Origin of the sequence: Pseudoclavibacter sp. CFCC 14310 (assembly GCF_008831165.1) — a bacterium.
In the GTDB taxonomy this organism is placed as follows: domain Bacteria; phylum Actinomycetota; class Actinomycetes; order Actinomycetales; family Microbacteriaceae; genus Pseudoclavibacter_A.
Map to the genome: position 1 here is coordinate 114,205 of NZ_WBKC01000001.1, position 26,047 is coordinate 140,251.

General features: G+C 65.0%; 21 protein-coding genes and 1 tRNA gene. 8 read left to right on the plus strand and 14 right to left on the minus strand.

Going from position 1 to position 26,047, the window contains the following annotated elements; all coding sequences use genetic code 11:
* Positions 1–64: 64 nt before the first annotated feature.
* The 4 genes from F8O06_RS00485 to F8O06_RS00500 all read right to left on the minus strand — a co-directional run bounded on the left by F8O06_RS00485 (position 65) and on the right by F8O06_RS00500 (position 5,176).
* On the minus strand, positions 65–1,708 hold the full coding sequence (locus tag F8O06_RS00485) for an amino acid permease (protein ID WP_158036981.1): 1,644 nt from the start codon (positions 1,706–1,708) through the stop codon (positions 65–67).
* Positions 1,705–2,424 (minus strand): FadR/GntR family transcriptional regulator, encoded by a 720-nt coding sequence (locus F8O06_RS00490; protein WP_158036982.1) that lies wholly within the window; start codon positions 2,422–2,424, stop codon positions 1,705–1,707. Before F8O06_RS00490 ends, F8O06_RS00485 begins: the two co-directional genes overlap by 4 nt.
* Before the next feature lie 118 nt (positions 2,425–2,542).
* On the minus strand, positions 2,543–4,381 hold the full coding sequence (locus F8O06_RS00495; RefSeq protein ID WP_158036983.1) for a helicase HerA-like domain-containing protein: 1,839 nt from the start codon (positions 4,379–4,381) through the stop codon (positions 2,543–2,545).
* Positions 4,382–4,882: 501 nt separating this feature from the next.
* Positions 4,883–5,176 (minus strand): helix-turn-helix domain-containing protein, encoded by a 294-nt coding sequence (locus F8O06_RS00500; protein WP_158036984.1) that lies wholly within the window; start codon positions 5,174–5,176, stop codon positions 4,883–4,885.
* Between the two features lie 95 nt (positions 5,177–5,271).
* Between F8O06_RS00500 and F8O06_RS00505 the strand changes: the two genes are divergently transcribed.
* Genes F8O06_RS00505 through F8O06_RS00515 form a run of 3 tightly spaced genes read left to right on the plus strand, consistent with a single transcriptional unit; the run spans position 5,272 to position 10,283 of the window.
* Positions 5,272–5,973, plus strand: a complete 702-nt coding sequence (locus tag F8O06_RS00505; protein ID WP_225733306.1) for an N-6 DNA methylase — start codon at positions 5,272–5,274, stop codon at positions 5,971–5,973.
* Between the two features lie 13 nt (positions 5,974–5,986).
* A complete protein-coding gene (locus F8O06_RS00510) occupies positions 5,987–7,729 on the plus strand; it encodes an Eco57I restriction-modification methylase domain-containing protein (RefSeq protein WP_225733307.1) in 1,743 nt (580 codons plus the stop codon).
* A complete protein-coding gene (locus tag F8O06_RS00515) occupies positions 7,722–10,283 on the plus strand; it encodes a restriction endonuclease (RefSeq protein WP_158036985.1) in 2,562 nt (853 codons plus the stop codon). The genes F8O06_RS00510 and F8O06_RS00515 overlap by 8 nt, the downstream gene beginning before the upstream one ends.
* 10 nt (positions 10,284–10,293) lie before the next feature.
* Here the strand turns inward: F8O06_RS00515 and F8O06_RS00520 are convergent, their stop codons facing one another.
* The 6 genes from F8O06_RS00520 to serS form a co-directional block, all read right to left on the minus strand.
* Entirely contained in the window at positions 10,294–11,028 is a 735-nt protein-coding gene (locus F8O06_RS00520; RefSeq protein WP_192496776.1) for a hypothetical protein, read from the minus strand.
* Positions 11,025–11,231 carry a hypothetical protein gene (locus F8O06_RS00525; RefSeq protein ID WP_158036987.1) on the minus strand — a complete coding sequence of 69 codons (207 nt, stop codon included), beginning with the start codon at positions 11,229–11,231 and terminating at the stop codon, positions 11,025–11,027. Before F8O06_RS00525 ends, F8O06_RS00520 begins: the two co-directional genes overlap by 4 nt.
* Before the next feature lie 267 nt (positions 11,232–11,498).
* A complete protein-coding gene (locus tag F8O06_RS00530) occupies positions 11,499–12,503 on the minus strand; it encodes a glycosyltransferase (protein WP_158036988.1) in 1,005 nt (334 codons plus the stop codon).
* 27 nt (positions 12,504–12,530) lie between these two features.
* Positions 12,531–12,618: transfer RNA gene (locus tag F8O06_RS00535), tRNA-Ser, on the minus strand.
* 133 nt (positions 12,619–12,751) lie between these two features.
* On the minus strand, positions 12,752–13,711 hold the full coding sequence (locus F8O06_RS00540) for an HAD hydrolase family protein (protein WP_158036989.1): 960 nt from the start codon (positions 13,709–13,711) through the stop codon (positions 12,752–12,754).
* Between the two features lie 67 nt (positions 13,712–13,778).
* The gene (gene serS, locus F8O06_RS00545) at positions 13,779–15,047 is read right to left on the minus strand and encodes a serine--tRNA ligase (protein WP_158036990.1); all 1,269 of its coding nucleotides are present in this window, start codon (positions 15,045–15,047) and stop codon (positions 13,779–13,781) included.
* Between the two features lie 80 nt (positions 15,048–15,127).
* Here serS and F8O06_RS00550 point away from each other — a divergent pair, with 80 nt between their 5' ends.
* Complete coding sequence (locus F8O06_RS00550; RefSeq protein ID WP_158030387.1) at positions 15,128–16,123, plus strand: diacylglycerol/lipid kinase family protein; 996 nt, start codon at positions 15,128–15,130, stop codon at positions 16,121–16,123.
* A gap of 36 nt (positions 16,124–16,159) precedes the next feature.
* Here the strand turns inward: F8O06_RS00550 and F8O06_RS00555 are convergent, their stop codons facing one another.
* Together F8O06_RS00555 and pheA are read right to left on the minus strand one after the other, a co-directional pair.
* A complete protein-coding gene (locus tag F8O06_RS00555; RefSeq protein WP_158036991.1) occupies positions 16,160–17,074 on the minus strand; it encodes a D-alanyl-D-alanine carboxypeptidase family protein in 915 nt (304 codons plus the stop codon).
* Positions 17,071–18,003, minus strand: coding sequence for a prephenate dehydratase (gene pheA / locus F8O06_RS00560; protein WP_158036992.1), 933 nt, complete (start codon positions 18,001–18,003; stop codon positions 17,071–17,073). The genes F8O06_RS00555 and pheA overlap by 4 nt, the downstream gene beginning before the upstream one ends.
* A gap of 145 nt (positions 18,004–18,148) precedes the next feature.
* Here pheA and F8O06_RS00565 point away from each other — a divergent pair, with 145 nt between their 5' ends.
* A complete protein-coding gene (locus tag F8O06_RS00565) occupies positions 18,149–19,234 on the plus strand; it encodes a substrate-binding domain-containing protein (protein WP_192496777.1) in 1,086 nt (361 codons plus the stop codon).
* On the opposite strand, the gene F8O06_RS00570 is transcribed toward F8O06_RS00565, so the two are convergent.
* Positions 19,235–20,125, minus strand: coding sequence for a DNA-methyltransferase (locus tag F8O06_RS00570; protein ID WP_158037537.1), 891 nt, complete (start codon positions 20,123–20,125; stop codon positions 19,235–19,237).
* 107 nt (positions 20,126–20,232) lie between these two features.
* Positions 20,233–21,174, minus strand: coding sequence for an alpha/beta hydrolase (locus tag F8O06_RS00575; RefSeq protein WP_192496778.1), 942 nt, complete (start codon positions 21,172–21,174; stop codon positions 20,233–20,235).
* A gap of 61 nt (positions 21,175–21,235) precedes the next feature.
* Here F8O06_RS00575 and F8O06_RS00580 point away from each other — a divergent pair, with 61 nt between their 5' ends.
* From F8O06_RS00580 to F8O06_RS00590, 3 genes are read left to right on the plus strand one after another with little or no spacing between them, the layout of a single operon-like run.
* On the plus strand, positions 21,236–22,129 hold the full coding sequence (locus tag F8O06_RS00580) for a rhodanese-related sulfurtransferase (RefSeq protein WP_158036995.1): 894 nt from the start codon (positions 21,236–21,238) through the stop codon (positions 22,127–22,129).
* Positions 22,130–22,132: 3 nt separating this feature from the next.
* Positions 22,133–23,482, plus strand: coding sequence for an alpha/beta hydrolase (locus tag F8O06_RS00585; protein WP_225733366.1), 1,350 nt, complete (start codon positions 22,133–22,135; stop codon positions 23,480–23,482).
* Between the two features lie 8 nt (positions 23,483–23,490).
* Positions 23,491–26,010, plus strand: a complete 2,520-nt coding sequence (locus F8O06_RS00590) for a bifunctional lysylphosphatidylglycerol flippase/synthetase MprF (protein ID WP_192496779.1) — start codon at positions 23,491–23,493, stop codon at positions 26,008–26,010.
* Positions 26,011–26,047: the final 37 nt, after the last annotated feature.

A 26,047-nucleotide genomic window follows, 5' to 3' on the forward strand; every position in this document is an offset into this window, starting at 1 on the left:
CAGCGGCGGCCTTCGGCCTGTGCCGGCTCGAGACCGTGGCTGGCCTCGAGCCGGCGCCAGCGCGTCAGTGCTTGTCGCCGTCGGTGTCGAGCGGGTTCGGGTTGCCCGAGGCGATGTTGGCCTCGTGCACCTCGCGGGCGATCGTGACCTCCGGGGCCTCACTGCCCTCTGCCTCGGCGAGCTCGTCGGCCATAGGCCGGCTGGCCACCACGGGGAAGGCGCCGGTGAATCCGATGCGCTCAGTGGCGATGCGCTTGACCTCGGAGCGGCAGGCATACCAGCCGATCACCAGAAGCGGGATCACGATGAGCATCGACGCCAGCGTGTAGGTGCCGGTCGGGTAGTCGAGGCCGATGAGCACGATGACCAGCAGCAGGAACGCGAGTGTGGCGTAGTTCGTATATGGCGCACCCGGCATACGAAACTTCGGCCGTCGGTAGAGACCCTGCTTCGAGAGCTGGTAGTAGCGCAGATGCGCGAGCGTGATCGTGGCCCAGCCCGAGATGATGCCGATCGAGGCGAGGTTCAGCACGATCTCGAAGGCCTGCTCGGGAACGAACATGTTGAGCACGACGCCCATGAGAGTCACGATCGCGGTGAGCAGGATGCCGCCGTAGGGCACGCCCTGAGGCGAGATCTTCTGTGCGAACTTGGGCGCCGAGCCGGCCATCGACATGGAGTGCAGGATGCGTCCGGTCGAATACATGCCGGCGTTGAGCGACGAGAGAGCGGCGGTGAGCACCACCAGCTCCATGATCGGAGCGGCCGCATCGATGCCGATGTGGCTGAAGAAGGTCACGAACGGGCTCTCGCCGGCACTGTATGCGGTGTAGGGGAGCAGCAGCACCAGCAGCAGCACCGAGCCGACGTAGAAGACGGCGATGCGCACGATCACGGTGTTGATCGCCTTCGGGATGACCTTGCGGGCGTCTTTCGTCTCGCCAGAGGTGGTGCCGACGAGTTCGATGCCTGCGTAGGCGAACACGACGCCCTGCATGATCACCAGGGCAGGCAGGATGCCATTGGGGAACATGCCGCCGTTGTCGAAGATCAGCGTGAAACCGCGTGGATCGCCGGTCGGTGTGCCGAAGATGACGAAGATGACGCCGAGTACCAAGAAGAGGACCAGCGCACCGACCTTGATCAGCGCGAACCAGAACTCCATCTCACCGAACACTTTGACCGAGATGAGGTTCATGCCGACCACGATGATGAGTGCCAGCAAAGCGATCGTCCACTGCGGAATCGAGGCGATGAACGGAGAGTACTGCCCGAACCATTTCACGTAGATCGCGATCGCCGTCACGTCGACGATCGAAGTGGTCGCCCAGTTGACCCAGTACATCCAGCCGCTGACGAATGCCGCCTTCTCGCCGAAGAACTCGCGGGCGTACGAGACGAAAGATCCCGAAGAGGGACGGTGAACGACCAACTCGCCGAGCGCTCGCAGAATCAGGTAGGCGAACACGCCACAGAAGGCGTAGATGATCAGCAGAGACGGGCCGGCCTGTGCGAGACGGCCGCCGGCGCCGAGAAAGAGACCCGTGCCGATCGCGCCGCCGATCGCGATCATCTGGAGCTGGCGTGCCCCGAGGCCCTTGTGAAAGCCGGCTTCCTCTTCGATGAAGATGTTCTCTTCGGGTGCAGCGGTGGTGACGGTGCCCGTATTCGGTGAGAGGCCGTCGGGCTTCGAGTGCTGTTGTGTCATCGGTTCTCTCCCTCGTGTGTGTTCGACCGTTCTGTGAGAACGACGTCTTTGACCTGATCGAGATGGAAGCGCATGGCGTCTTCTGCCTCGGTGATCGACCCTTGGGCGATCGCGGCGACGATGCTGCGATGCTCGTGCTCAGAGGGAAGACGGCGGTTGGAGCCGTCGTTCAGCTGGCCGGACTGCAGGGCGAGAGCCGCTTTGATGCTGCGCAGCACGGTGGTGAAGACGAGGTTGCCCGAGGCCTCGGCGATCGCGAGGTGCAGCTCGGTGTCCTGCCTGACCCATTCGTCGGGATCATCAGTGCGCTGCATGCTCTCGATGAGCCCCTGCATATGCTCGAGGTCGTGCTCAGAGCGGCGCACGGCAGCGAGACCTGCGGCCGGAATCTCGATGTGCGGCCTGGCCTCGACGAGGTCAGTGGCGCCGAACCCGGCGAAGTCGACTTGTGAGATGGGTTCGGTCGCGATCACGAAGGTGCCGACCCCGACTCGTGTGGCCGTCGTGCCGCGCACCTCGAGGACGCGCAGTGCTTCGCGCACGACCGAACGGCTGACGCCGAACCGTGCGGCGAGTGCGGCTTCTGAGGGCAGGCGCTGGCCGACCTTCACCACCCCGGCACTGATGGCGTGTTCGAGGTTCTGGCGAACATACTCGGTGGCACCGAGACGGTTGGCCGGTGGCACTCCTGCAGTCTGGCTGTCGGACAGGTTCATGAGAACAAGCTTGAGAGGTCTGCGTTTCCCCGGTGTTACACGGGTGCATCGACCTGGTTGCGTGGTCAGACCACGCAGGAGAAGGCGTGCCGGCCGGCCGACCGACTCGGCGCGCGAGTCAGCGCTTCTTGCCGCCGAAGATGCCGCGGATGACCTCGCGCACCACGGTCTGGAACGTGCGCGACTTGACCACGTCGTCGATCACGTCGGCAACACCGTGCTCTTTGGCGGTTCGGGAGCCTGAGCGCGATGTCGACCGAGACTCGCGCTCGCGGGCGGCCTCATCGCGCTGGCGCTCGCGCTCTGCTCGGTCGGCGGCCTTGGCATCCGCATCGGCCTGCTTGGCGGCCGCCGCGTCAGACGCAGCCTGCGAGGCGGCGTCGATGCGACCCTGCAGCTTCGCGGCGGCGCCCTCGGTCTGCGCAGGCGTGCCGTACTTGGCCTGCAGGGGCGAGGATGCGATGGCCTGGGACATGGCGTCTGCCGGCATCGGATCCATCGAGCCCTGCGGGGCGCGAACACGCGTCCAGGCGACCGGGGTCGGCGCGCCCTTGTCGTTGATGACGGTCACGATCGCCTCGCCGGTGCCCAGCTGCGTGAGCACCTCGCCGAGCTGATACTCGCTGGTCGGGTAGGTCGAGACGGTGGCCTTGAGCGCCTTGGCGTCATCGGGGGTGTGCGCACGAAGGGCATGCTGGATGCGGCTGCCGAGCTGGCCCAGCACGTCTCCGGGCACGTCTTTCGGCGTCTGTGTGACGAAGAAGATGCCGACGCCCTTCGAACGGATCAGGCGCACGGTCTGCGTGATCGTCTCGACGAAGCTCTTCGAGGCTCCCTTGAAGAGCAGGTGCGCCTCGTCGAAGAAGAACACGAGTTTGGGCTTGTCCTGGTCGCCGACCTCGGGCAGCGCACGGAAGAGCTCGGTGAGCAGATACATGAGGAAGGTCGAGAACACCGCGGGGCGATCCTGCACGCCGGGCACCTCGAGCATGCTGACCACGCCGAACTCGGTCGTCGCGCCGTCTGCGCCGGTCACAGATGCGGTGCGCAGAAAGTCGGTGACCTCGACGGCGGGCTGGCCGAAGAACACGTCTGCGCCCTGTCCGGCGAAGTTCACGATCTCGCGCAGGATCACACCGGCGGTCTGCGGCGAGAGACCGCCGATGCCCTTGAGCTCGGCCTTGCCTTCGTCGCCGGTGAGCCAGCTGAGCAGAGTGCGCAGGTCGTCCAGGGTGATCAGGGGCAGGTCGTTCTGCTTCGCGTAGTGGAAGACGAGGCCCAGGCTCGACTCCTGCGTCTCGTTGAGGTCGAGCACACGGGCGAGCAGCGTCGGGCCGAAGCCGTCGACCGTCGCGCGCAGCGGCACGCCCTGGCCGACGCCGCCCAGTGAGAAGAACTCGGTGGGCGTCGCGACGGGGTGCCAGTCCTGGCCGATGCCCTGCGTGCGTGCGGTGAGCTTGTCACTGGGAGTGCCGGCGACGGCGAGGCCGGAGAGGTCGCCCTTGATGTCTGCGGCGAAGACGGGCACGCCGTTGGCGGCGATCTGCTCGGCCAGGCCCTGCAGTGTCTTGGTCTTGCCGGTGCCGGTGGCGCCTGCGATGAGGCCGTGGCGGTTCAGCATGCCGAGCGGGATGCGCACCTGCACGTCTTTGAGCGGCTCGCCGTTGACGAGTGCCCCGATGTCGAGCGTCGTGCCTTCGAAGGTGTAGCCGGCCTTGACGGCGTCGACGGCCTGCTGCGAGAGCGGGCCGGATGCCGTGGTCGCGCTGGGCTGGGCTGCGGACTGTGCTGCTGGTGCCGCAGCTGTCTGTGCCGCGTCGGTCTGCTCAGTATCGGGCTGAGCTGCTTGCGCGTCTGCGGGCTGGGACGCTGGAACCGGTGCGGCCTCCTCAGTGGATGCGGGTGCGGGTTCTGGTGCTGCAGCGTCTGCGGGCTGCTCCGTGCTCTTCTCGGCCATGCAGTAAGTCTACGGCCGGGGCTCAGCTGTTGCCGCTGCAGACACTCTTGCGGCAAGGCGGCCGCCGCCACGGATTGCACTTCGCCGCCGTGGATTGCACTTCGCCGCCGCCGATCGCTCGTTGATGCCACGGATCGCTCGTTGCTGCCACGGATCGCTCGTTGCTGCCACGGATCGCTCGTTGCTGCCGCCGATCGCTCGAAGTGGGGCCGATTCGGAGCGAACGCGGTGCATCTGGAGCGAACGGCGGTGCGGATACAGCGCAGGAGCTGCTGGAGGCCGCAAGTGGGTCGTGGGAGGTGCGGGCACAACAGCGCGTCTGCCGACTACGTGGGGTGTCGTGCAGCCGTGCAGCGGTTGTTGTGGAGAACGACCCGCTTAACCACAAGAAGTGCTGCACCGATTGGGTGAAAACTAGGATCATCCCCACTCGCGTGTATCAGTCAGACGGGGATCTGAAAAGGCCTCAAGTACCAGCCTTGACTATGTCAGTGCGTGCCGCTATCGGGTAGAGGGCTTGGTCGCCGACTCCAGCTCGACCGCGACCGAGGTGGGCGTGAACATGTCTGGGTGAATCTCTTTGATGAGTGCCCCAGGTGTGGTGTCCAAGGCGAACGCGATGCGTGTGAGCGAACGCAGACTGATCGTCTGGCGCCCTGACTCGTAGGCCCGCACGTTGGCGGGGTCGATCTGTGCGAGTTCGCCCAGCCTGTCTTGGGTGAGCTGCTGATCGGTGCGACGATCCCGAATCCTCTGCCCGATGATCCGGGCAGCTTCTGAGGGTACTCGTGCCATTCCACTAGGTTCGCGAGTCACCTGAACACGGGCCAGAGTACGAGTACCCGCGTGTCCAGCAGTGCCTTCGCACCGGGTACCCGTACCCTGTTCTCGTGTCTGTTGGGGATGAAGCGCGCGCGAACGAACGACTGGTCCGTTCTCGTCAGCGAGTTGCTGACCACGGCGAGGTCTTCACTCCTCGTTGGTTGGTGGATGGCATGCTCGATTTGGTCTCGGATGAAGCTGCTCGCATCGACTCGCGATTCCTCGAACCTGCGTGCGGGTCGGGCAATTTCCTGGTTGCGGTACTGGAACGCAAGTTGGCATCCGCTCAGAAGAAGCACGGACGCAGCGAGTTCGAATTCCGCCACTCAGCCCTGCTCGGGCTCATGTGCTCGTACGGCATCGAACTGCTCCCCGACAACGCCGCGGAATGTCGCGCCAATCTGCTGCAGCTGTTCACGAAGACGCTCAAAGTCTCTGCAGACGACATCTGGTCTCGCGCTGCTGCGGCCGTTCTCGACGTGAACATCGTGCGCGGTGATGCGCTCGCGATGACCACGTCCAACGGCGAACCGATCGTCTTTCCCGAATGGGGCTATCTCGGGCGAGGCAAGTATCAGCGCCGTGACTTCGCCTACAAAGACCTCACGCAGCGCTCGCTTGCCGACGGCACACTCTTCGAACAGTTCGACGAAGAGACCCTCTTCGCTCCGGTGACCACGTATCCCGTGATGACCGTCGAGCAGATCGCAGATCTTCACACGTCGCAGTCTCAGCCGTCACAAGACGAGCAGAGGTCGAACGGGAACTAAGGGGAGGCCACGTATGACCGATTCAACCGTCATGACGCCGAGAGTAGCGCCGAAACGGGCACCATTGTCGCTGGGTGAGCACAACCCGGATGTGCTCACCTGCATCGCGAATCTGTCGAACGACGAGGTGTTCACTCCGCCCACATTCGCGAACGAGATGCTCGACTCACTCGAGCAGCCGTGGGCAGACGCCCATGATGGAGCGAGCATCTGGGCCGACCCTGACGTGACCTTTCTTGACCCGTTCACGAAGTCGGGCGTCTTTCTGCGTGAGATCACCAGTCGCCTTGTCGCCGGCCTGGCTGGGAAGATTCCGGATCTGCAGCAGCGCGTCGATCATGTGCTCACCAAGCAGGTCTTCGGCATCGGCATCACTGAGCTGACCGCGCTGTTGGCGAGACGAAGCGTGTACTGCTCGAAGGATGCCACCGGCAGGCATTCGATTGTGAAGAGCTTCGAGCGTGACTGGGGAAACATCTGGTTCGAGCGTACCGAGCACACCTGGGAGCATCGCAAGAGAGTACGGCAGGCGAACCCTCTGACCGGCGACGACGAGGTCGTCGAGCAGATCGGCACGGGAAGGTGTCGATATTGCGGGGCTGCCGAAGGCGAGTACTCACGCGACGACGATCTTGAGACTCATGCCTACGCGTTCATTCACACTGACGACCCGAAGCGTCGTCTCGCCGAGATCTTTGGAGCCGACATGCATTTTGACGTCATTATTGGGAACCCGCCCTATCAATTGAGTGATGGTGGATTTGGTACGAGTGCGGCACCGATATATCAAGAATTCATCGAGCAGGCTCAAGTGCTAGATCCGCATTTTCTGACCATGGTTGTGCCAGCACGCTGGTACTCTGGTGGCAAAGGACTAGCTACCTTCCGCTCGAAGATGCTTGGAGATCGTCAGGTCGTCGAGCTTCATGATTTCCCAGATAGCCGTGACTGTTTCCCTGATGTAGATGTTGCGGGCGGTATCTGCTACTTCCTGTGGGAGCGCGGAGTTGACCGTGATTGCGAAGTGGTAACTCATTTAGGTACCTTGCAGACCGCTATTACTCGGCCTCTGTTGGTGGCTGGGTCAAACATCTTCATTCGAAGAAACGAAGCACTCAGTATTCTGCGGAAGATCGCCAGCAAGGATGGGATTCCAAGTCAACCTGACTCGGTCGCTCTATGTCCAGAAAAACAGTTCCAACGACGAGTGAGCTCGCGTAAACCCTATGGATTGGCAACCAACTTTCGTGGGAAGGGCGAGCCGTCAGCTGACAACGACGTACGCGTGATCCGGAGTGGCGGAGTCGACTGGTTAGCTATCAAACAGATTACCTCAGGAAGATCTAGCATTGATCGTTGGAAAGTCTTCACCTCTAAGGCTTCTCACGATCATGGAGGACAAGGCGATAAGAATGGTAGAAGGCGAGTCTTATCACGGACGGAGATTGCTCCGCCGAACTCCATTGTGACTGAGTCTTATATTCTGCTTGGAATATTCAGCTCAAAAGAAGAGGCGCAGTGCTGTCTCACATATGCCTGCACACGCTTTTTCCGATTCTTAGTCTCGCTGAGGTCATCAACCCAAGATATTACAAAGGAACGCTTCTCTTTCGTTCCAGATCAAGTTTTCTCACATCCTTGGACAGACGAAGAACTCTACGCAAAGTACGGGCTTACTGACGCAGAGATCGACTTCATCGAGTCGATGATCAAGCCGATGGAACTCGAGCCGAGCAGCGAGGCCGACAATGCCTGAGCTTCTCGACGGACAAGAACTCCTTCCTGACAAGCCAGAGGCGCGCCCGCGCATCTATGCGTGGTCATCAGACGAGGTCGCCGAACGGTGGCGTGGATGTCTGAAAGTCGGGCAGACCACGCGCGACGTGAACACGCGCATCCATGAGTCACAGGGCCAGGCGCAGGTCGCATACTCGCTCGAAGTGAACGAATCGGCTGATCGCGCTGACGGCTCGGTCTTCACCGATACCGAAGTGCGCCGACGTCTGATCGAGAAGGGGTACGAGAACGTCGTCTATGGCTCCAGCCGCGAATGGATGCGCTGTGACGCTGCGGCAGTGCGCACGGCGATTGCAGAACTGCGTGACGGACGCACCTACTCGGGAGCGCACCACCAGGACTTCGCGATGCGCGAGGAACAAAGTGCCGCGGTTGAGAAGACGATCGGGTACTTTAACTCGGTCTGGGCCCAGGATGACGATGCTGTGCCGGAGTTCCTATGGAATGCCAAGATGCGCTTTGGCAAGACGTTCACCGCATACAAGCTTGCCAAGCGGATGCGGGCCAACAGGGTGCTGGTCGTTACGTTCAAGCCAGCCGTCGAGGACTCCTGGCACAGCGATCTCGCATCCCACGTCGATTTCGACGGCTGGCAGTACTACTCTCGCGCCACCGGAGGTGACCCGACCGAGGCCGACCCACGGCGTCCGCTTGTCTTCTTCGGGTCGTTCCAGGATTTGCTCGGACGAGACAAAGCGGGAAACTTCAAACCCAAACATGCATGGCTGAGCGATGTGATGTGGGATCTCGTGATCTTCGACGAGTACCACTTCGGGGCGTGGCGAGATACCGCGAAAGAGCTCTTCGAGGGCGAAGACGATACGACTCAGCGCAAGGCAGAGGCTCAGGAGTTCACCAAAGACCACGCCACTTTCGCTGATGAGATGGAGGAGAAGGGTCACGATGAAGACACCTTCGTTCCCATTGCGGCGCGCGCCTATCTCTATCTGTCGGGCACGCCGTTCAAAGCGCTCGCGACCGGCCGCTTCATCGAAGAACAGATCTACAACTGGACTTATACCGACGAGCAGCGAGCCAAACAGCGGTTCGCGACCCAGCATCCTGATGAACCGAACCCGTATGCGTCGCTGCCCGAGATGCGCCTGCTGACGTACAAGATGCCAGACGAACTCATCGCGATCGCCAACCAGGGCGAATTCGACGAGTTCGATCTGAACGCCTTCTTCGAGGCGCGTGGCGAAGGCGACGAAGCCGAGTTCGTGCACAAGAACGATGTGCAGAAGTGGCTCGATATCATCCGAGGCAGCTATGCGCCGACGCAGATCGACGACTTGAAGCGTGGCTCGAAGCCGCCGCTGCCCTATTCCGACGTGCGCCTGCTGCCGTATCTGCAGCACTCACTGTGGCTGTTGCCGCGTCAGGCGTCGTGCGCTGCGATGAAGAACCTGCTGGCCGAACGGCAGAACGTGTTCTGGTATGACTACGCAGTGGTGAACGTTTCTGCCCCTGAAATCGGTGTGGGGCTGGACGCGTTGCCGCCGGTGCGCGAGGCGATCGGCAGTGGGTTCGATACCAAGAGCATCACGCTCACCGTTGGCAAGCTCACGACCGGAGTCACGGTGCCTCAGTGGTCGTCGATTCTGATGCTGCGGAACCTGCAGGCGCCGGAGACCTATTTTCAGGCAGCGTTCCGCGTGCAGTCGCCGTGGGTGATCCGCAACCCGGATGGCGATGATCCTGCGGCACTGGAGATTCTCAAACCGGTGTGTTTCGTCTTCGACTTCGCACCCACGCGCGCCCTGCGCCAGATCAGTGAGTATGGCATCGGGCTCGATCCGCAGGAGCCGAATCCAGAGCGGGCCGTCGAAGAGCTCGTGCGCTTTCTGCCGGTGCTCTCGTACGACGGCATCAACATGGTGCGCGTGGATGCCGGCGGCATTCTCGACATGGCGATGGCCGGAACGTCGGCGACGTTGCTCGCCCGCAAGTGGGAGTCGGCCGTCTTGGTGAACGTGGACAACCAGACGTTGAAGAAGATCATGAGCGACGAGGACGCCATGCGGGCGGTGATGAACATCGAGGGCTTTCGTGCGCTGGGGTCTGACGTGTTCGAGACCGTGGTCAACAAGAGCGAGGCGGTCAGCAAGGCGAAGCGTGAGAAGGGCGATGATCTCGGCAAGACGGAAAAGAAGGAGCTCTCTGCTGATGAGAAAGAGATCAAGTCGAAGCGCAAACAGATTCAAGAGAAGCTGATCAAGTTCGCGACGCGCATCCCGGCGTTCATGTATCTGACCGACTACCGGGAGCAGCGCCTGGACGACGTCATCACAAAGATCGAGCCGGATCTGTTTAGGCGAGTCACCGGGCTGACCGTGGCCGACTTTGAATTGCTCAGAGGCATTGGTGTGTTCAACGGCCAGCGCATGAACGAGGCGGTCTTCGCGTTTCGCCGCTACGAGGATGCATCGTTGTCATACACGGGCATCGACTCGCACAAGGGCCTGCGTAGCTATGGGCTGTACGACACCGTGGTGGGCAAGGACGCGGTCTGAGCCGTGAGGCTCAGACGAGGCGGAGCCACTCGGAGTGGTCAACGGCAGGATTCGCAGGCATGGTGACGTCGTAGCCGAGGCTGGCCAGCGCCTCAGCTGCAGCGCTAGGAGAGTCTCTGACGGCAGCCTGAAGCTGTTTGCGGCGGTATCGTTCACGACCGTTCTGGAGCACCTGTTCGAAATCCGCTCGAACATCAATGTTGAGCTCTGAAGCCACGACTTCGAGAACATCCTCGATACAGGGCCGCATCCGTTGGCCGCCGAGAGGGAAATGGAAGTTTGACAGGCGGGGGAGTCTGCCTTCTTTGAGGTACCGCTGGCGTCTGGACTTGGACCGCGAACTTGTTCCTCCGAGCAGGGCTTCGATCATGTCGTCGCGGTGGCCGTGCACATTAAGATGCGCGCGGGGGACGCTGCGAGCGTCAACGTCGAAGTCGTAGCGAAAGAAGGGCGCGCCTGTGCCGTCGGGAACGACTGCAAACGATGACCGTTGTACTTTCAACCAGTCACCGCGCGTGTTGGTGACCAGCCGATAGTCGATCTCGAATCGAAAGGCTGGTTTGTCATCGACCCGGAGCTCTATGCCATGTGGGTCAGCGGTCGTCAACTGATAGGTCGCGTTGTTGACTTCTGCTGTGAGCTCGAGCCCGAGGTCACCCGTCGGGAGCACTCCTGCAAGAGTCTCCATGAGCTCCAGTGCGAAATCCGCAGCTTGCTGCCAGAGCGGCAGCGGGGCATTGTTCACTTGCCGTGCAGCAGGAAAGTCAGACCGTCGAGCCGGCGCATGGCTGCTCGTTCGTCAGCTGTGAGGGCGTCGCGTTCATCTTTGGAGCGAAGCATCTCAAGCGGGCCGAACTCGCGTGTGATTTCGTCGATCTCTCGTCGGAGCTCGGACGGCGTCACAGTGCGTCGATGCAGCTTTGCACTGCCTACAGTGAGAGTTGTCATAAGAGGCTCCTTCGTGCTGGTTACTGGCACTCTACATGCTGCGACTGACACGACTCTCCAAGCTCGTCTGTCGTCGCCACGGATCGCTCGTTGCTGCCGCCGATCGCTCGAAGTGGGGGCGATTTGGAGCGAACGCGGTGCATCTGGAGCGAACGGCGGCGGCGACGCCGCAGGAACTTCTTCGGGGCTGTGCCATCGCTGCAGCCGTGTAGCAGTTCTTGTGGCGAACGGGCGCTTTCCCCACAAAAGGTGCTGCAGAGCCAGGCCCTAGTCCAGCGGCGGCATCGGCTTCCAAGAGCGATCGCGGTAGATCTTTCGCGCCCCGCGCATCCCTTTGAACAGCGCCGACAGCCCCGACTTGAACGAATGGTCGACCGTGACGATGCGGATGACCTCTTTCGCGAGCGTCAGCAGCGTGCCGAAGCCGAAGACGAACCGGTTGTAGTCGCCATGCAGGCGAAAGTACCGCGCCATGTAGCCGCGGTTGCGCATGATGTGAAAGCGCACCATGTCGCTGGTGCCGTTGAGCTTGCGGGTGCCGAGATCGAGCCGTTTGATCTCGCGGGTGCGCCGCAGAATGAAGGTGTTGACCAGCGCCGGCGTCGTGACCTTGGAGGTCAGGTAGCCATAGACGGTGTCGTCCCAGTAGATGAAGAAGCGGGGATCGGGCAGCCCGACCTGCCGCACGACGTCGCGATGAAAGAGCCCGCCCTCGAAGCAGACCGTGTTCATCGGCAGCCAGTCTTGGGCGCTGAAGTCGTCTTTGGCCACCGGGTTCGGAATGCCCAGCGGCACGTTGAAGTCGAACTGCCAGTAGAACGGCGACCCGTCGTAGTTGTACCTGCGCCCCTGAATGACCTTGAAACGGTCGGTCCACGGGGTCAGCCGCTCGATCGCCTCGGGCAGCACGGCCACGTCGTCGTCCATCAGCCACAGCCACTCGGCGCCCAGGTCGTAGGCGATCTTCGTACCCGCGCTGAAGCCTCCGGCCCCGCCGGTGTTCTCTTCTTGGGGCGCGTAGACGAGGCGATCGCGGCCGTCGGCGCGTTTGCCCAAGCGCTCGCGGTACGACTCGACGATCTCGCCGGTGTCGTCGTGCGAGGCGTTGTCCACGATCACGATCCATGAGGGCGAGGTCTTGAGCTCAGTGAAGCTGTCGAGCAGTACGCGCAGCAGCTTGGTGCGCTTGTACGTGACGACGACGATGGCGACGTCGAGCGGATGCCGTGGCGCGGGAGTGCCCTCGGCTTGCGGCTGCGACTCAGCGCTCACGTCGACCCGACTCCCGTTCACAGTTCATGGCGGTGGGCCTGGGATTCGAACCCAGGGAGAGTTGCCCCTCACTTGTTTTCAAGACAAGCTCCTTCGGCCGCTCGGACAGCCCACCATGTCGGTCTCGCCGCGCGGCCTTATCAGTCGAGATCGGGATGCGAGAGCAAGAGACAACCAGACCATTATACAAGACAAGGGCCGGCCCCGCGTGGATGCGTCTTCTGGCTCTGTGGCGACGAGAGCGCTCGTCAACCGACGATCGAATGAATCAGATCGGCGACACCGTCGCCTTCGAGATCGGCCACGACTCGGTTGGCCATCGCTTTGACCTCGGGCAGTGCGTGCCCCATGGCCGCACCGATGCCCTCTTCTGCCGCCCAGGTGATCATCTCGATGTCGTTGAGCCCGTCGCCGACGACCGCGACGCGGTTGCGCGGGATGCCGAGCCGGCGCCGCACCTTCTCGAGCGCCGTGCCTTTGTTCACGCCGAAGGGTGCGATGTCGAGCCAGGCCGACCAGCCCACCGAGTAGCTCACCTGGTGCAGGCCGATGCCCTCGACGATGCGCTGAAACTCGGCGGTGTCATGCGCGGGAGAGAACACGACGACGCGTGTCACAGGGTGTGAGCGCAGGTCGTCGAGCGACACCAGCTCGGCGGGAGCGCTGAAGGTGCCCGCGTTGAACGGGCGGAAGAACCGCCAGCCCTGGTCGGCGTCTTCGACGGCATACTTGGCGTCAGGCAGCGAGGGAACCAAGGCGTCGATGACCGGTGCCGGGTCGAAGAGCGTCATGTCGACGACGCGCCAGTGCCCGGTGCACTCTTCGTGCGGCTCGACGCCGCTGTCGTCGACCGCCCGAGTGCGGATGCCCTGGGCGGCCTGACCTGTCGGCTCGCGCATGCCGCAGACGAGCGCACCGTTCGAGCACACGCTGTATTCGGCGGTGAGGCCCAGTTCGCGGTAGATGCCTGTGACACCCTGAATGGGGCGCCCTGTGGCGATCATCACGACGTGGCCAGCGGCCTGTGCCATGTCGATCGCGCGCTGTACGGCGGCGCTGGCACGGTTGTCTGCGTCAACCGTGGTGCCGTCGAGGTCGAGTGCGATCAGCCAGCGGCCCTCATCATGCACAGGCGGCAGCGGGATGCTGCCGGTCTCGGGAAACGAACCCTTGCCCGGGGCGTGCCAAGGCAGTGCGTTGCCAACCATGTTGCTCCTCTTCGTTCACCCGCACAGTAGCCCATGCCGGTGACACTGTGGCGAACGGAGCGGGGCGTCAGGCGCCCGGCGTGATCGCCTCGATGCCGCCCAGATACGGGCGCAGTGCTGCCGGCACGCGCACCGATCCGTCGGCCTGCTGGTGGTTCTCGAGAATCGCCACGAGCCAGCGCGTGGTCGCGAGAGTGCCGTTCAGGGTGGCGACCGGAGCCGTCTTGCCGCCTTCTTCGGGGCGGTATCTGATGCCCAGGCGGCGTGCCTGATAGGTGGTGCAGTTCGACGTGCTGGTCAGCTCGCGGTAGGTGTGCTGCGTCGGGATCCAGGCTTCGGTGTCGAACTTCTGAGCGGCTGATGAGCCCAGATCGCCGGCGGCGGTGTTGATCACTCGGTACGGCAGCTCGACCTTCTGCAGCATCTGCTCCTCCCAGCTCAGCAGTCGCTGATGCTCGGCGAGAGCCTGATCAGGCGTCGTGTAGACGAACATCTCGAGCTTGTTGAACTGGTGCACGCGCAGGATGCCCCGGGTGTCTTTGCCATGCGAGCCGGCCTCGCGTCGGTAGCAGGTCGACCAGCCGGCGTAGCGCTTCGGCCCGGCTGTGAGGTCGATGATCTCGTCGGAGTGATACCCGGCCAGCGCGACCTCGCTGGTGCCGGTGAGGTACTGGTCGTCTGCGTCGAGGTGGTAGATCTCGTCGGAGTGCTGATCGAGGAAGCCGGTGCCCTGCATGATCTCGGGGTTCACGATCGTGGGTGTGATCATCGGGGTGAAGCCGTTCTCGATCGCCTGGTCGAGTGCGAGGTTCAGCAGGGCGAGCTCCAGCCGAGCGCCCCAGCCGGTGAGGTAGTAGAAGCGCGCGCCGGAGACCTTCGCGCCGCGCTCCAGATCGAACAGCCCGAGGTGCTCGCCGATCGCGACGTGGTCTTTCGGCTCGAAGTCGAACTGCGGGTGCTCGCCGATCTCGCGTTCGACGGTGAAGTCGTCTTCGCCGCCTTCGGGCACCCCCTCGAGCACGAGGTTCTGGATGCCGCGCACGGCGACCGAGAACTGCTCTTCGGCCTTGCGTGCGCGCCCCTCGGCCTGCTTGACCTGGTCGGCCAGCTCTCTGACCTGAGCCACAAGTGCGGCCTTCTCTTCTTTCGGCGCCTTGGCGACCTGCTTGCCGAAGGCGTTCTGCTGAGCACGCAGAGTCTCGAACTCGGTCAGCGACACCCGGCGCGAGGCATCGGCCTCAAGAGCCTGGTCGACAGCACTGACATCGCCTCCACGGGCGCGCTGGCTCTCGCGGAAGAGATCTGGGTTGGTACGCAGCAGTTCGACGTCAATCACCCCACCAGCGTAAACCACCCGCGCAGCACGCGCAGGGCAGCCACAGCAGGCATTCAGAATGCGCGGCTACGATTGAGGGCATGGTCAGATCCCCGGGCGCGAAACGTCGTCGAGCCGCCGTGGTCTACAACCCGGTGAAACTCGACCGTGTGCGCCTGAATCCGATCGTCGAGCGTCAGGCCGAACGCCACGGCTGGGGGTCGACGCTCTGGCTCGAGACCTCGGCCGACGACTCGGGCGCCGCTGCGGCCCGTACTGCGCTCGAACAGGGCGTGCAGCTCATTCTCGTCGCCGGCGGCGACGGCACTGTGCGCGTGGTGGCCGAAGAGGTCGCCGATTCAGGCGTGCCCGTGGCACTGATTCCCGCAGGCACCGGCAACGTCCTCGCGCGCAACCTCGAGCTGCGCCTCGCGAACGTCGAAGACGCGATCGAAGTCGCTTTCACCGGCCAGCCGCGAGCCGTCGACGTCGGCGAGGCCCGCATCCGCCGTGTCGACGGCCAGATCGAGACCAAGGCGTTCGTCGTGATGGCAGGCCTCGGCCTCGACGCCGAGATCATGGTCAGCACCAGCTCACGCGGTAAGCGGCTCTTCGGCTGGGTCGCGTACGTGACCGGTGCGCTGCGCGCGGTCAACCGGGCCGAACGCTTTCGCGCGCGCATCACCGCCGACCGGCGCCGCGACATGCGCACGCGCTCGCACACGGTGCTGATCTGCAACTGCGGCATGCTGCCCGGCAATCTGCTCTTGGTGCCCGACGCCTCGATCGACGACGGCGAGCTCGACGTGCTCGCGATCTCTCCACGGAGGCTCAGCGACTGGTTCGGGCTCTGGCGGCGCATCGTGGTCGAGCATCAGCTGACGCGTTCGCGCACCGGCCAGCGTCTGGTCGAGCTCGGCGGAACCCACCGGCTCACCACGCTCTCGCACACGGTGGGCAAGACCATCGATGTGAGCGTCGAACGGGTGGTGCCGTGCGAGCTGGACGGCGACGTCTTCGGCGAGGCGATCGGTCTCGAAGCGCGGATCAGACGCGGGGCGCTGTTGGTGCAGGTGCCTGCCGGGCTCGCCGACTGACCGCAGCCTGCAGGCGGCCACTCGCGCAGCGCCGCATCAGGGCTTGAGATAGTCTGGCGCGTCGGGCAGCCCGAACACCTTCTCGAGCGTGTGCACGTCGTGCTGTCGCATCCAGCTGGCCAGGGGCACGCCGACGTAGCGGTAGTGCCAGGCCTCTTCCATGTATCCCGTGGTCTGCTCCTGGCCGGTCTCGTAGCGCTGTACGAAGCCGAAACGCCAAGAGTTCTGCTGCAGCCAGGTGCCGAGCCCGGTGTGAGCGAACTCGTTGCACAGCTCGCACGGAGGCTGAGTCTCGTTGATGTCGCAGGCCAGGCCCGTCTGGTGCTCGCTGTGGCCTGGACGTGACGAGTAGCGGTCGGCGGCGGCCTGCCCGTCGCGTCGTTCGTACGTCTCGTAGAGGGCCTGCTGCCGCTGATAGCTGCGGAATCCGCTGATGATCTGGATGCCCTGGCCGAGTTCGCGCTGAGCGGCGGCGTCCATGTCGTGCAGTGCGGCCGCCGCGTCGTGCCGCAGGCGCTCGCCGTCACGGTTCACCGAGACGTTGACGGTGTCGAGATCGTCAGGCTGCCAGTCGATCGGAGAGAGCGGGCGCGCCTTGTTCGTCACGACCCAGATCGAGGAGGGATCGTCGGTGGAGTGCTGGGTGAGGTCGAGATCGGTGTCGAGCGGAGGGAGCGCCGACGTGTCAGACCAGTTGATCTGCTCGTGCGGCTCGGCCGCGGATGGCGGCTCGGTGGCGACCTCGTCGCTCTGGGCCGCGGTGGATGCGTCGCCTTCGCCGCGTTCGAGCAGCGGCACCAGCGCGATCATCAGCACGGCCAGCAGCGTCATGGTGATGGTCGCCACACGAATGCGCAGCTGACGGCGATGTTCGGCGATCTGGTGCGGATGTTGCCCCGGGCGCAGCTGGGCGCGGCGACCGGGTGGAGTGGGGAGACGGCGGTCGATCACTGCAGAAGCGCCTCGTACCACTGGGCGGCGTCTTCATAGTCGTCGTTGGTCTGATGCGGCATGGGCTCGCAGGCTTCGCGCGTCGCTCGTGGGTAGGAGCCCAGGAACACGACGTTGGGGCTGAAACGGTGCACACCGCGCAGCGCCTCGGCGACTCGGGCGTCGATGGCGTGCCCCTCGAGATCGATGTTGAAGCGGTACCGGCCGAGTTCGTCGCCGATGGGGCGCGACTCGATGCGAGTCATGTTGATGCCGCGGGTGCTGAACTGCTCGAGCAGTCTCAGCAGCGCTCCGGCCTCGTCGACCGGCAGCTCGGCGATCAGGCTCGTCTTGTCTGCTCCGGTGGGTGCGGGCAGACCGCGGTCGGGGCCGAGCAGCACGAACCGGGTCACGGCGTTGCGGTTGTCGCCGATGTCACGGGCGAGCACCTCAAGGTCGTAGTGATCGAGCACCCGTTCGCCGGCGATGGCGGCGTCGATGTTCTGATCGTGCAGCGCGCTCGCGGCGGCTGCGGCGTTCGACGGCGCCGGCAGAAAATCGTGTTCGGGCAGATGGTCGGCCAGCCAGGTGCGGCACTGCGGGTACGACATCGGATGCGTGGTGAGGTGGCGCACCTCGCTCAGGGTCGTGCCAGGTCGGGCCAGCAGATGGAAGGTGATGGGCACCAGGCGTTCGCCGAGGATGCGAACGCCCGGCATCGTGGCCAGGGCGTCGAGCGTGGCGCTGACGCCGCCCTCGATCGAGTTCTCGATGGGGATCACCGCGTGGGTCGACCGACCCGTGGCGACGTCGTCGATGGCCTGAACCACCGAGGTCACCGGCTGCCACCGACCCAGGTGCTCGGGGTCGACCTGGCGCAGTGCGTCTTCGGTGAAGGTGCCCGCCGGGCCCAGGTAGCTGTAGACGGCCTGCGTCGTGGAATCGGTCATGCACTCATCGCTTTCACCTGTGACTTCAACCCATCTGAGGCTGAATCGCGCCGTCGGGCGGCTGTGCAGCAGCCCGAACGTCAGCGCAACTCAGTCTACGAGGTCTGGAAGGCTGCGACTGAGCGTCGCCGGTAGACTCCTCGGTGTGCTCTCACCGCTGCTCTCCCGACATCCTCGTGCCCGCGGTCGCGCTGGTGGTCGTCTCCGCCGTGTGCCCCGCGCCGTCGTCACAGGTGCATTCGCTCTGACGCTGAGCGTCGCCGCCAGCGGGTGCACGACGCCCACCGTTCCGCAGACCACGACCGGGCCGCTCGAGGTGCGCATCGCCGCCGGGCTGTCGCTGCCAGACGGTGTCGCCGAACGATTCGAGCAGCAGACCGGCATGTCGCTGTCGGTCGACGACTCGCACAGCGCCGACGATCTGGCGGCACATCTGCATGATGGCGACGCCGATCTCGTCCTGGGTGTGAGCGCCGCGAACTCCTCGGGCATCGACGGCGACGCCGGTCTGGTCTCGTATGTCTCGCCTCGTGCCGGCGACGGGGCCGCAGACTTCGCGCTCGATCGCAGCGACCGGCTCACCGCGGTCAGCTACGACTTGGTCTGTGCGCTGGTCGATGGCTCTGCGGTGGCTGCCAACGGCAGGCCGGCGCCCACATCGCTGCACGACGTCGTCGCTCAGTCCGACCGCCTGGTGATGCCCGACCCGGCCAGCGACAGCTCGGGCCTGGTGGCGCTCGCAGCCGTCGACCGGCAGAGCAGCGGCACTGACCAGCTGACCGACTCCCTGCGCCAGCTCGGTCAGGCGCAGATCGAACCCACCGAGACGCAGGCGCTGCAGGCCTCGTCAATGGGCGGGGGCGATCGCCCGGTGGTGTTCGCCTCGGCGATGCGCGCCGTCGATATATTCCCTCAGGGGAATATTGATGCGGTGACCTCGACATGCACGCCGCGGGTGCGCTACGCCGCGATAGTGGCGGGCTCCGCACACGTCAACGAGTCGCGCAAGCTCGTCGATCTGCTGCTCGACGATGGGGTGCAGAGCGACATCGCGCGCTCGTGGAGCGCACTGCCGGTGCAGCGCAACGCATCGGTGCCGCAGCAGTATCAGCGCTTCGTCGACGGCTACGCGGCCACGGCATCCGGCGCCGATCTCGCAGTGCTGCAGCAGCAGCTGCCCGCGCTGCTCGACGCGTGGCAGCAGCAGACCCCCGCGGTCAGGCCTCGCTGATCAGATCGTGGTGATCCGGTCGCCCAAGCGCGCTGCGGTCACTTCGACGGCGTCGGGGTTGCGGTCGATCAGCACGAAGCGCCGATCGAGCTGGGCCGCGACTGCTCCGGTGGTGCCTGATCCGCAGAAAAAGTCGAGTACGAGATCGCCCGGCCGACTCGAGGCCTGCACGATGCGACGCAGCACGCCTTCGGGCTTCTGCGTGGGGTAGCCGGTGCGCTCCGACCCGCTGGTGGGCACGATCGTGTGCCACCAGACATCTGTGGGCAGCTTGCCTCGTGCGGCCTTCTCGGGGGTGACCAGACCCGGTGCCATGTACGGTTCTCGGTCGACGCCGGTCGAGTCGAAGAAATAGCGATCCGGGCGTTTCACGTAGACCAGAATCGTGTCGTGCTTCGCCGGCCAGCGTCGCCGCGACTTGCCTCCGAAGTCGTAAGCCCAGATCAGCTCGTTGAGAAAGCAGTCGCGCCCGAAGACGGCGTCGAGCATCACCTTGGCATAGTGAGCCTCGCGATAGTCGAGGTGCACATAGAGCGTGCCGGTCTCGTCGAGCAGCCGCCAGGCCTCGATCAGCAGCGGCTCGAGAAACCCCCAGTAGTCGTCGAAGCGGTCGTCGTACTCGCGCAGTCGACCGCGCACGGCGCGATACGAGGCGCCCTGAAAGCCGGTGCGCAGCCGTCCGGCCGGCTGTGCCGTGGATGCCGTGGTCGCGCCGGCTTGGGAGGCCGCGGCCCCGCATGTGCTCGGCTCCGAGGCGTCACCATCAGCCGGCGCTTGGCCGTCTGACTCGTCGTTCACTCGTCGAGCGGACATGCGCTGCGATGTCTGCCGCCGGCCGGTGTTGAACGGCGGGTCGATGTAGATGAGCTGGCAGCAGCCGTCGTCGAGCATGGGCAGCACGTGGCCGCTCTCGCCCTCGATGAGCAGCCCGTGCCCCGAAGCCAGACCGCGCGTCAGCTCGGTCAGTTCGGCGGCCGTCGTGTCAGTCGTGCTGTGGGTCACAGCTGCTGCTCGATCCAGGCAATGATGTCGCTGATCACCTGATCACCGTCGACCTCGTTGAAGATCTCATGCCGCATGCCCTCGTAGAGCCGCACGTCGACGTGCTGCAGACCGACGTCTCGATAGGCCTGCGCGAGTCGTTCGACCGACTTCGGGCTGCCGACCGGGTCGTCGGCGCCGTTGGCGATCAGCAGTGGGATGTCGCTGCGGATGCGCGGCGTGGGCCGGGTGAACAGCCGGAGAGCGTCCCAGAAGCCGTGGCTGGAGAGCACGGTGCGGTCGGTGGTCAGGGGATCTGCCGCGAAGGCTCGGCCGACTTCGGGACGACTGCTGAGCCATTCGTAGCCGCTGGCACCAGGGGCGTCCCATCGCCGGTTGAAACGGCTGGGAGTCACCCACCCGGGCTGGCAGTAGGCGGTTCCTGTGAGCACTGCGGCAGAGTACGTCTGCGAGCGGATGTTCAGCAGGTGCTGGGTGATGAACGAGCCCCAGCTGTGCCCGAAGATGACCGGTGGCCGGCCGTCACCGAGCTCTGCAGCGGCTCGCGAGACGGCGAGCACGGCGAGGATGGTGGCCTCGAGGCCGCCTTTTCTCAGCCGCCCCATCGCTCTGAGCGTGTCGGTCTGTGCGGCCACGGCGGGGTCGTCCTCCGGTACGTCAAGCAGCGCCGCCGCCCCGGTCGCACCGTGGCCGCGATGATCGTCGGCTACGACGTCGCACCCTGCCGCAGTGAGCCGACCTGCGATCGCGATGTAGCGACCGGCGTGCTCGCCGATGCCGTGCACCAGCTGCACCACACCGCGCGACCGCTCGGACTCGGTGCGCCACACATAGTGGTAGTTCGCAACGCCCCAGCGGTCGATCATGGTGTGCACTTCGGCACCCGATCGCCGCAGGTGATCGAGGTACTGTTCGAGCACCTGTGCAGTCGCTGTCATGAGGTTCACTGTAGCGGCATCACTGTTCTGTGCCGACCGGAAACAGATAGGCTGTGAAATCATGCGCAAGGTCCTGCTCTATTACCTTTTCACTCCGGTCGCTGACCCCGAGGCCGTGCGGCTCTGGCAGATCGCGCTGTGCGAGGGGCTCGATCTGCGCGGACGCATCATCGTCTCGGAGCACGGCATCAACGGCACGGTCTGCGGCGACATCGAGTCGTGCCGCGCCTACGTTCGGCGAACACGCGAGTATCAGCCGTTCCACGACCTCGAAGTGAAGTGGTCGTCGGCCGACGAACAGGTCTTTCCGCGCCTCCGGGTCAAGGTTCGCGCCGAGCTGGTCTCGTTCGGCGCTCCCGGAGAGCTCCGGGTCGACGAACACGGCGTCGTGGGCGGCGGGCGGCATCTCAGCCCGGCACAGGTCGATCAGCTGGTCGCCGAACGCGGCGACGAGGTGGTGTTCTTCGACGGGCGCAACGCCTTCGAAGCCGAGGTCGGACACTTCGCTGGCGCCGTCGTGCCGCCAGTCGAGCACACCCGAGACTTCGTCGAGGTGCTCGACCGTGGTGACTACGACGACCTCAAGCACCGGCCGATCGTGACCTACTGCACCGGCGGCATCCGCTGTGAAGTGCTCTCGGCGCTGATGCGCGCTCGTGGGTTCGACGAGGTCTACCAGATCGACGGCGGCATCGTCCGGTACGGCGAGCAGCGTGGCGACGACGGCCTCTGGCAGGGGTCGCTCTATGTCTTCGACGACCGCAAGACGATCACATTCAGCGACCACGCAGCGCAGGTGGGCCGCTGTGCGCTAACCGGCGCCCCGACCACGACTTACTACGACCTCGACCGTCTGCCAGACGACCTCGTCACCGCTCTCGGGCACGCGCCCGGCGACGTGGGGCAGGTGCTGCTGTGCGATGACGTCGTCGCCCGCTACGCGAAAGCTCGGTAGGTGATGCTGAACTGGCTGCCTGACGTCAACCTGGTCGACGGCACGCTCGTCTCGACCCTGCGCATCGTCGTGTTCGCAGGCATCGTCGCGCTGCTGGTGTCGATGTGGCGCCGATGGAGAACGCTGCTCGTGGTGATCGGCATCGCCGTGGCGAGCGGCGGCCTGGGATGGTTGGGGGCCTGGCTCGTCTCAGACGTGTTCAACGTGTTCGGCGTCAGCATCGGCGCCGTCGCCATGCGGCGGGTCGGTCTGGGGTTCGCCGAGCTCGGCCTGCTGATCTCTGTGATCGTCGTCGCAGGCAGCTGGCGCAGCTGGCGGCGATGGGTCGCTCTGCTGGTGGCGGTCGCCTCGCTGTGCTTCACCGCTCTGCAGGTGAACTCGACCTTCGGGCAGTACCCGACGCTGCACGCCGCACTGGGCATCTCGAAGTTCGGTCCGGCGAACGACTCGCTGCTGCGCACCTCTGATCTCTCGCTCGGCGACTGGCGCGGTCGGCACCATGACCTGCCCGATCACGGCACGGTCGTCTCGGTGCACATTCCGACGCAGGCTTCGAACTTCCGCCCTCGCGACGGCGTGGTCTACCTGCCGCCCGCAGCCGTCGCCGACGACCCGCCGCAGCTTCCGGTGATCGTGGCCATGACCGGGCAGCCCGGTGCGCCTGACGACATGTTCACCGCCGGCCAGCTGCAGCCGGTGCTCGATGCCTACGCCGCCAAACACGATGGCATCGCCCCCATCGTCGTCGTGCCCGATCAGCTCGGCGACGCCTACCAGAATCCCATCTGCGTCGATTCGCAGCAGATGGGACAGGTCGAGACCTACCTCATGCAGGATGTGCCCGACTGGATCTCGCACCACCTGCCGGTGAGCACCGAGTCGAGTCAGTGGACGCTCGGCGGATTCAGCCAGGGCGCCACCTGCACCATGCAGATGGGACCCGCGAACACGGCGCGCTTCGGGCACCTCTTCGCGATCTCGAGCGAGATGCAGCCCAACAACGCACCCGAGGCCGAGATGATCGATCAGTACTTCGGGGGCGACCGCAGCGCATTCGTCGCCAAGACTCCGCTCGGGGCGCTCGCACAGCATCCGGCCCAAGGTCAGGACGTTCTTCTGGCCGCCGGCAGCAACGACGCCGACGCGCAGGCCGCGATCGCCAAGTTCGTTCCGGTCGCGAAGCAGTCGGGCCGTGAGGTGCAGACCTTCATCTCGCAGGGCACCGGCCATGACTGGTACACGGTGCGCGCAGTGCTGCCGCCGATCATCGATGCGCTCGGGAACCGGCTCGGCCTGGCCGATCAGGAGGAGCCCGCCCAGACCTGGCCCAACGTCGTGAGGGCGACGCCATGATCGACGAGATGAGACGCCTCTTCGCTGCCGTGCCGCGCTGGCTGCGCGCCCGACCGCTCACCGTGACGGTGGTGATTCTGCTGATCGCCGCCAACGTGCTGGTGCGGGTGCTCGACCAAGTGCTGGGCACGTCGCTGCGCACCGACCTGTCAAGCGTCAGCGTCATGCAGACGGTGGCCGGGCGTGCGCTGTTCGTTCCGGTCTCGATGCTGATCAGCGAGCGGTGGATGCTGGTGGCGGTGCACGTTGCGCTCACCCTGGTGCTGCTGGGCGTCGCGGAGCGCCGGCTGGGCTGGCTGCGCGCGCTGGTCGGACTCGTCGTCGCCGGCCTCGGCGGCACGGTGATCGGCATGCTGCTGCTGCTTGCAGGGCTGCACATCAACGAGCTGTGGTCGCTGAGCCTGGTCGCGCAGTCGAGCAGCACGGTGTGGGCGCCGCTGACCGGCGTGCTGCTGGCCGCGACCGGCGTCATGAACGTGTTCTGGCGTCGTCGGGTGCGTATGGTCGGCTACTCCGTTCTGATCGCGCTGCTGCTCTTCGGCGCGACCCCGGGCCACCTCTATGCGCTGCTGGCCGCGGTCATCGGGCAGCTGTTGGGCATGTGGTGGGGCAGAGACCGTCACGTGCACGTGGTCGGCCGCAGCTCGCACCACGAGGCCCGTGTGCTGCTGGCGACGATGGTCGCGGTACTGGGCGTCGGCCCGGTGCTCACCGTGTTCTCGGCGATGCCGATCGGCCCGCTCGCCCCCCTCGGTCTGCTGCTCAGCGAGGGTGACATCGACATCAGCGGGTCGGGGCCGAACTCCGACCACCTGGCACGGTGCCTCGCCAGCGACCAGCTCACCGGGTGTCTGCACGAGTTCTCGGTGGCGCGCGTCTCGACGATCAGCGGCATCGTGGTGACCATTCTGCCGACTCTGCTGCTGCTCGTGAGCGCGTATGGCATCCTGCGCGGCCGTCGCGTGGCGGCCTGGATGGCCATCGGCATCAACCTCGCCTACTCGCTGCTCTCGCTCTGGTACTTCCTGATCGGGCCGTTCCTGATCGGCGGGCTGTCGCTCAACCACCATCACGGGGTCGGCGAGATCACCTTCGTGCTGCTGGCCTCGGCGCTGGCCCCGCTCGTCGTCTCGGCGATGCTGGTGGGCGGGCTCAGGCACCTGCAGCTGCGCCCGTCGCGCCGACGTCTGATCGGTGCGATCACCGCCAGCCTCGGCACCTTCGTGCTGCTTTCGGCGCTGTATCTCGCCGTCGGTGTGGCGCGTCCCGGAGATTTCACGCCGCAGGTGTCGTTGGGCGGGCTGCTGGCCGACCTGCCCGAGCGGTTTCTGCCCGCCGGGTTCCTGGGTCTCACACGACCCGGCTTCCTGCCGGTGGAGGCGCTCGCCAGCACGATCTATCACTGGATGGGCCCGGTGACCTGGCTGGTGGTCGTCATCAGCTCGATCTCGCTGCTGCAGGTGGTGCCGCCGCGTTCGGAGCGCGCGGCACGGGCGAAGGTCGACGATCTGCTGCTCAAAGGCGGCCACTCGCTCTCGTTCATGGCCACCTGGCCGCACAATACGTACTGGTTCTCGTCGACCGGACGAGTCGGCATCGCCTATCGTGCGTCGCACGGCGTCGCGCTCACTGTGGGCGAGCCGTTCGGCGCTGAGAACGAGATCGATTCGGCCACGCTGGAGTTCGTGCGCTTCTGCGACGATCACGCGCTGGTGCCGGTGTTCTACAGCGTGCATGACCACTGCCGCGACCTGCTGGCCGCGCACGGGTGGAGCTCTCAGCCGGTCGGCCTGGAGTCGGTCATCGACCCGGTGCACTGGCAGACGAAGGGCAAGCGCTGGCAGGATGTGCGCACGGCGATCAACCGCGCCAAGCGTGAGGGAGTGACCGACCGCCTGTCGGTGTTCGCCGACCTCTCGCTGGCCACCCAGCTGCAGATCAAGGCCATCAGCGAGGAATGGGTCAGCGAGAAGGCGCTGCCCGAGATGGGCTTCACGCTCGGCGGCGTCGAACAGCTGCGCGACCGCCGGGTGCGCCTGCTGCTGGCCGAGAACGAAGACGGTCAGGTGCTCGCCGTGACCAGCTGGCTGCCGTTCTGGCGCGACGGGCGGGTCGTCGGATGGACGCTCGACTTCATGCGCCGCCACCCCGACAGCTCGAACGGCGTGATGGAGTTTCTGATCGCCCGCATGGCCGAGCGGCTGCAAGAGGAGGGCGAGGCCGAGAGCATGAGCCTCTCAGCGGCACCGCTCGCCGGTCTCGACGAAGACGACGGCTCGGCGCTCTCCCGCCTGCTGGCCGCGATCAGCGGCGCCCTGGAGCCGGTCTACGGCTTTCGCTCGCTGTTCTTCTTCAAGCGCAAGTTCCAGCCCGAAGAGCAGCAGATCTCAGTGGTGTATCCGGATGCCTCGGCGCTGTCGTCGATCGCGCTCGCCGTCACCGAGGCGTACGTTCCGGGCATGCGTCTCGATCAGCTGGTGACTTCGCTGCGGCGCAGTGAGGCGACGAGCGACGTCTCACTCAGTTAGACATCCCTTCACACGAGCGGCTACCATAACCACACGA

Bases quoted from the DNA above. Each gene is read 5' to 3' on its own strand.
- F8O06_RS00550 (WP_158030387.1), top strand. From the start codon at position 15,128: ATGGTCAGATCCCCGGGCGCGAAACGTCGTCGAGCCGCCGTGGTCTAC.
- F8O06_RS00500 (WP_158036984.1), bottom strand. From the start codon at position 5,176: ATGGCACGAGTACCCTCAGAAGCTGCCCGGATCATCGGGCAGAGGATT.
- F8O06_RS00485 (WP_158036981.1), bottom strand. From the start codon at position 1,708: ATGACACAACAGCACTCGAAGCCCGACGGCCTCTCACCGAATACGGGC.
- F8O06_RS00590 (WP_192496779.1), top strand. From the start codon at position 23,491: ATGAGACGCCTCTTCGCTGCCGTGCCGCGCTGGCTGCGCGCCCGACCG.
- F8O06_RS00585 (WP_225733366.1), top strand. From the start codon at position 22,133: ATGCTGAACTGGCTGCCTGACGTCAACCTGGTCGACGGCACGCTCGTC.
- pheA (WP_158036992.1), bottom strand. From the start codon at position 18,003: ATGACCGATTCCACGACGCAGGCCGTCTACAGCTACCTGGGCCCGGCG.
- F8O06_RS00575 (WP_192496778.1), bottom strand. From the start codon at position 21,174: ATGACAGCGACTGCACAGGTGCTCGAACAGTACCTCGATCACCTGCGG.
- F8O06_RS00580 (WP_158036995.1), top strand. From the start codon at position 21,236: ATGCGCAAGGTCCTGCTCTATTACCTTTTCACTCCGGTCGCTGACCCC.
- F8O06_RS00510 (WP_225733307.1), top strand. From the start codon at position 5,987: ATGACCGATTCAACCGTCATGACGCCGAGAGTAGCGCCGAAACGGGCA.
- F8O06_RS00495 (WP_158036983.1), bottom strand. From the start codon at position 4,381: ATGGCCGAGAAGAGCACGGAGCAGCCCGCAGACGCTGCAGCACCAGAA.
- F8O06_RS00570 (WP_158037537.1), bottom strand. From the start codon at position 20,125: ATGCTCGACGACGGCTGCTGCCAGCTCATCTACATCGACCCGCCGTTC.
- F8O06_RS00525 (WP_158036987.1), bottom strand. From the start codon at position 11,231: ATGACAACTCTCACTGTAGGCAGTGCAAAGCTGCATCGACGCACTGTG.
- F8O06_RS00490 (WP_158036982.1), bottom strand. From the start codon at position 2,424: ATGAACCTGTCCGACAGCCAGACTGCAGGAGTGCCACCGGCCAACCGT.
- F8O06_RS00515 (WP_158036985.1), top strand. From the start codon at position 7,722: ATGCCTGAGCTTCTCGACGGACAAGAACTCCTTCCTGACAAGCCAGAG.
- F8O06_RS00540 (WP_158036989.1), bottom strand. From the start codon at position 13,711: ATGGTTGGCAACGCACTGCCTTGGCACGCCCCGGGCAAGGGTTCGTTT.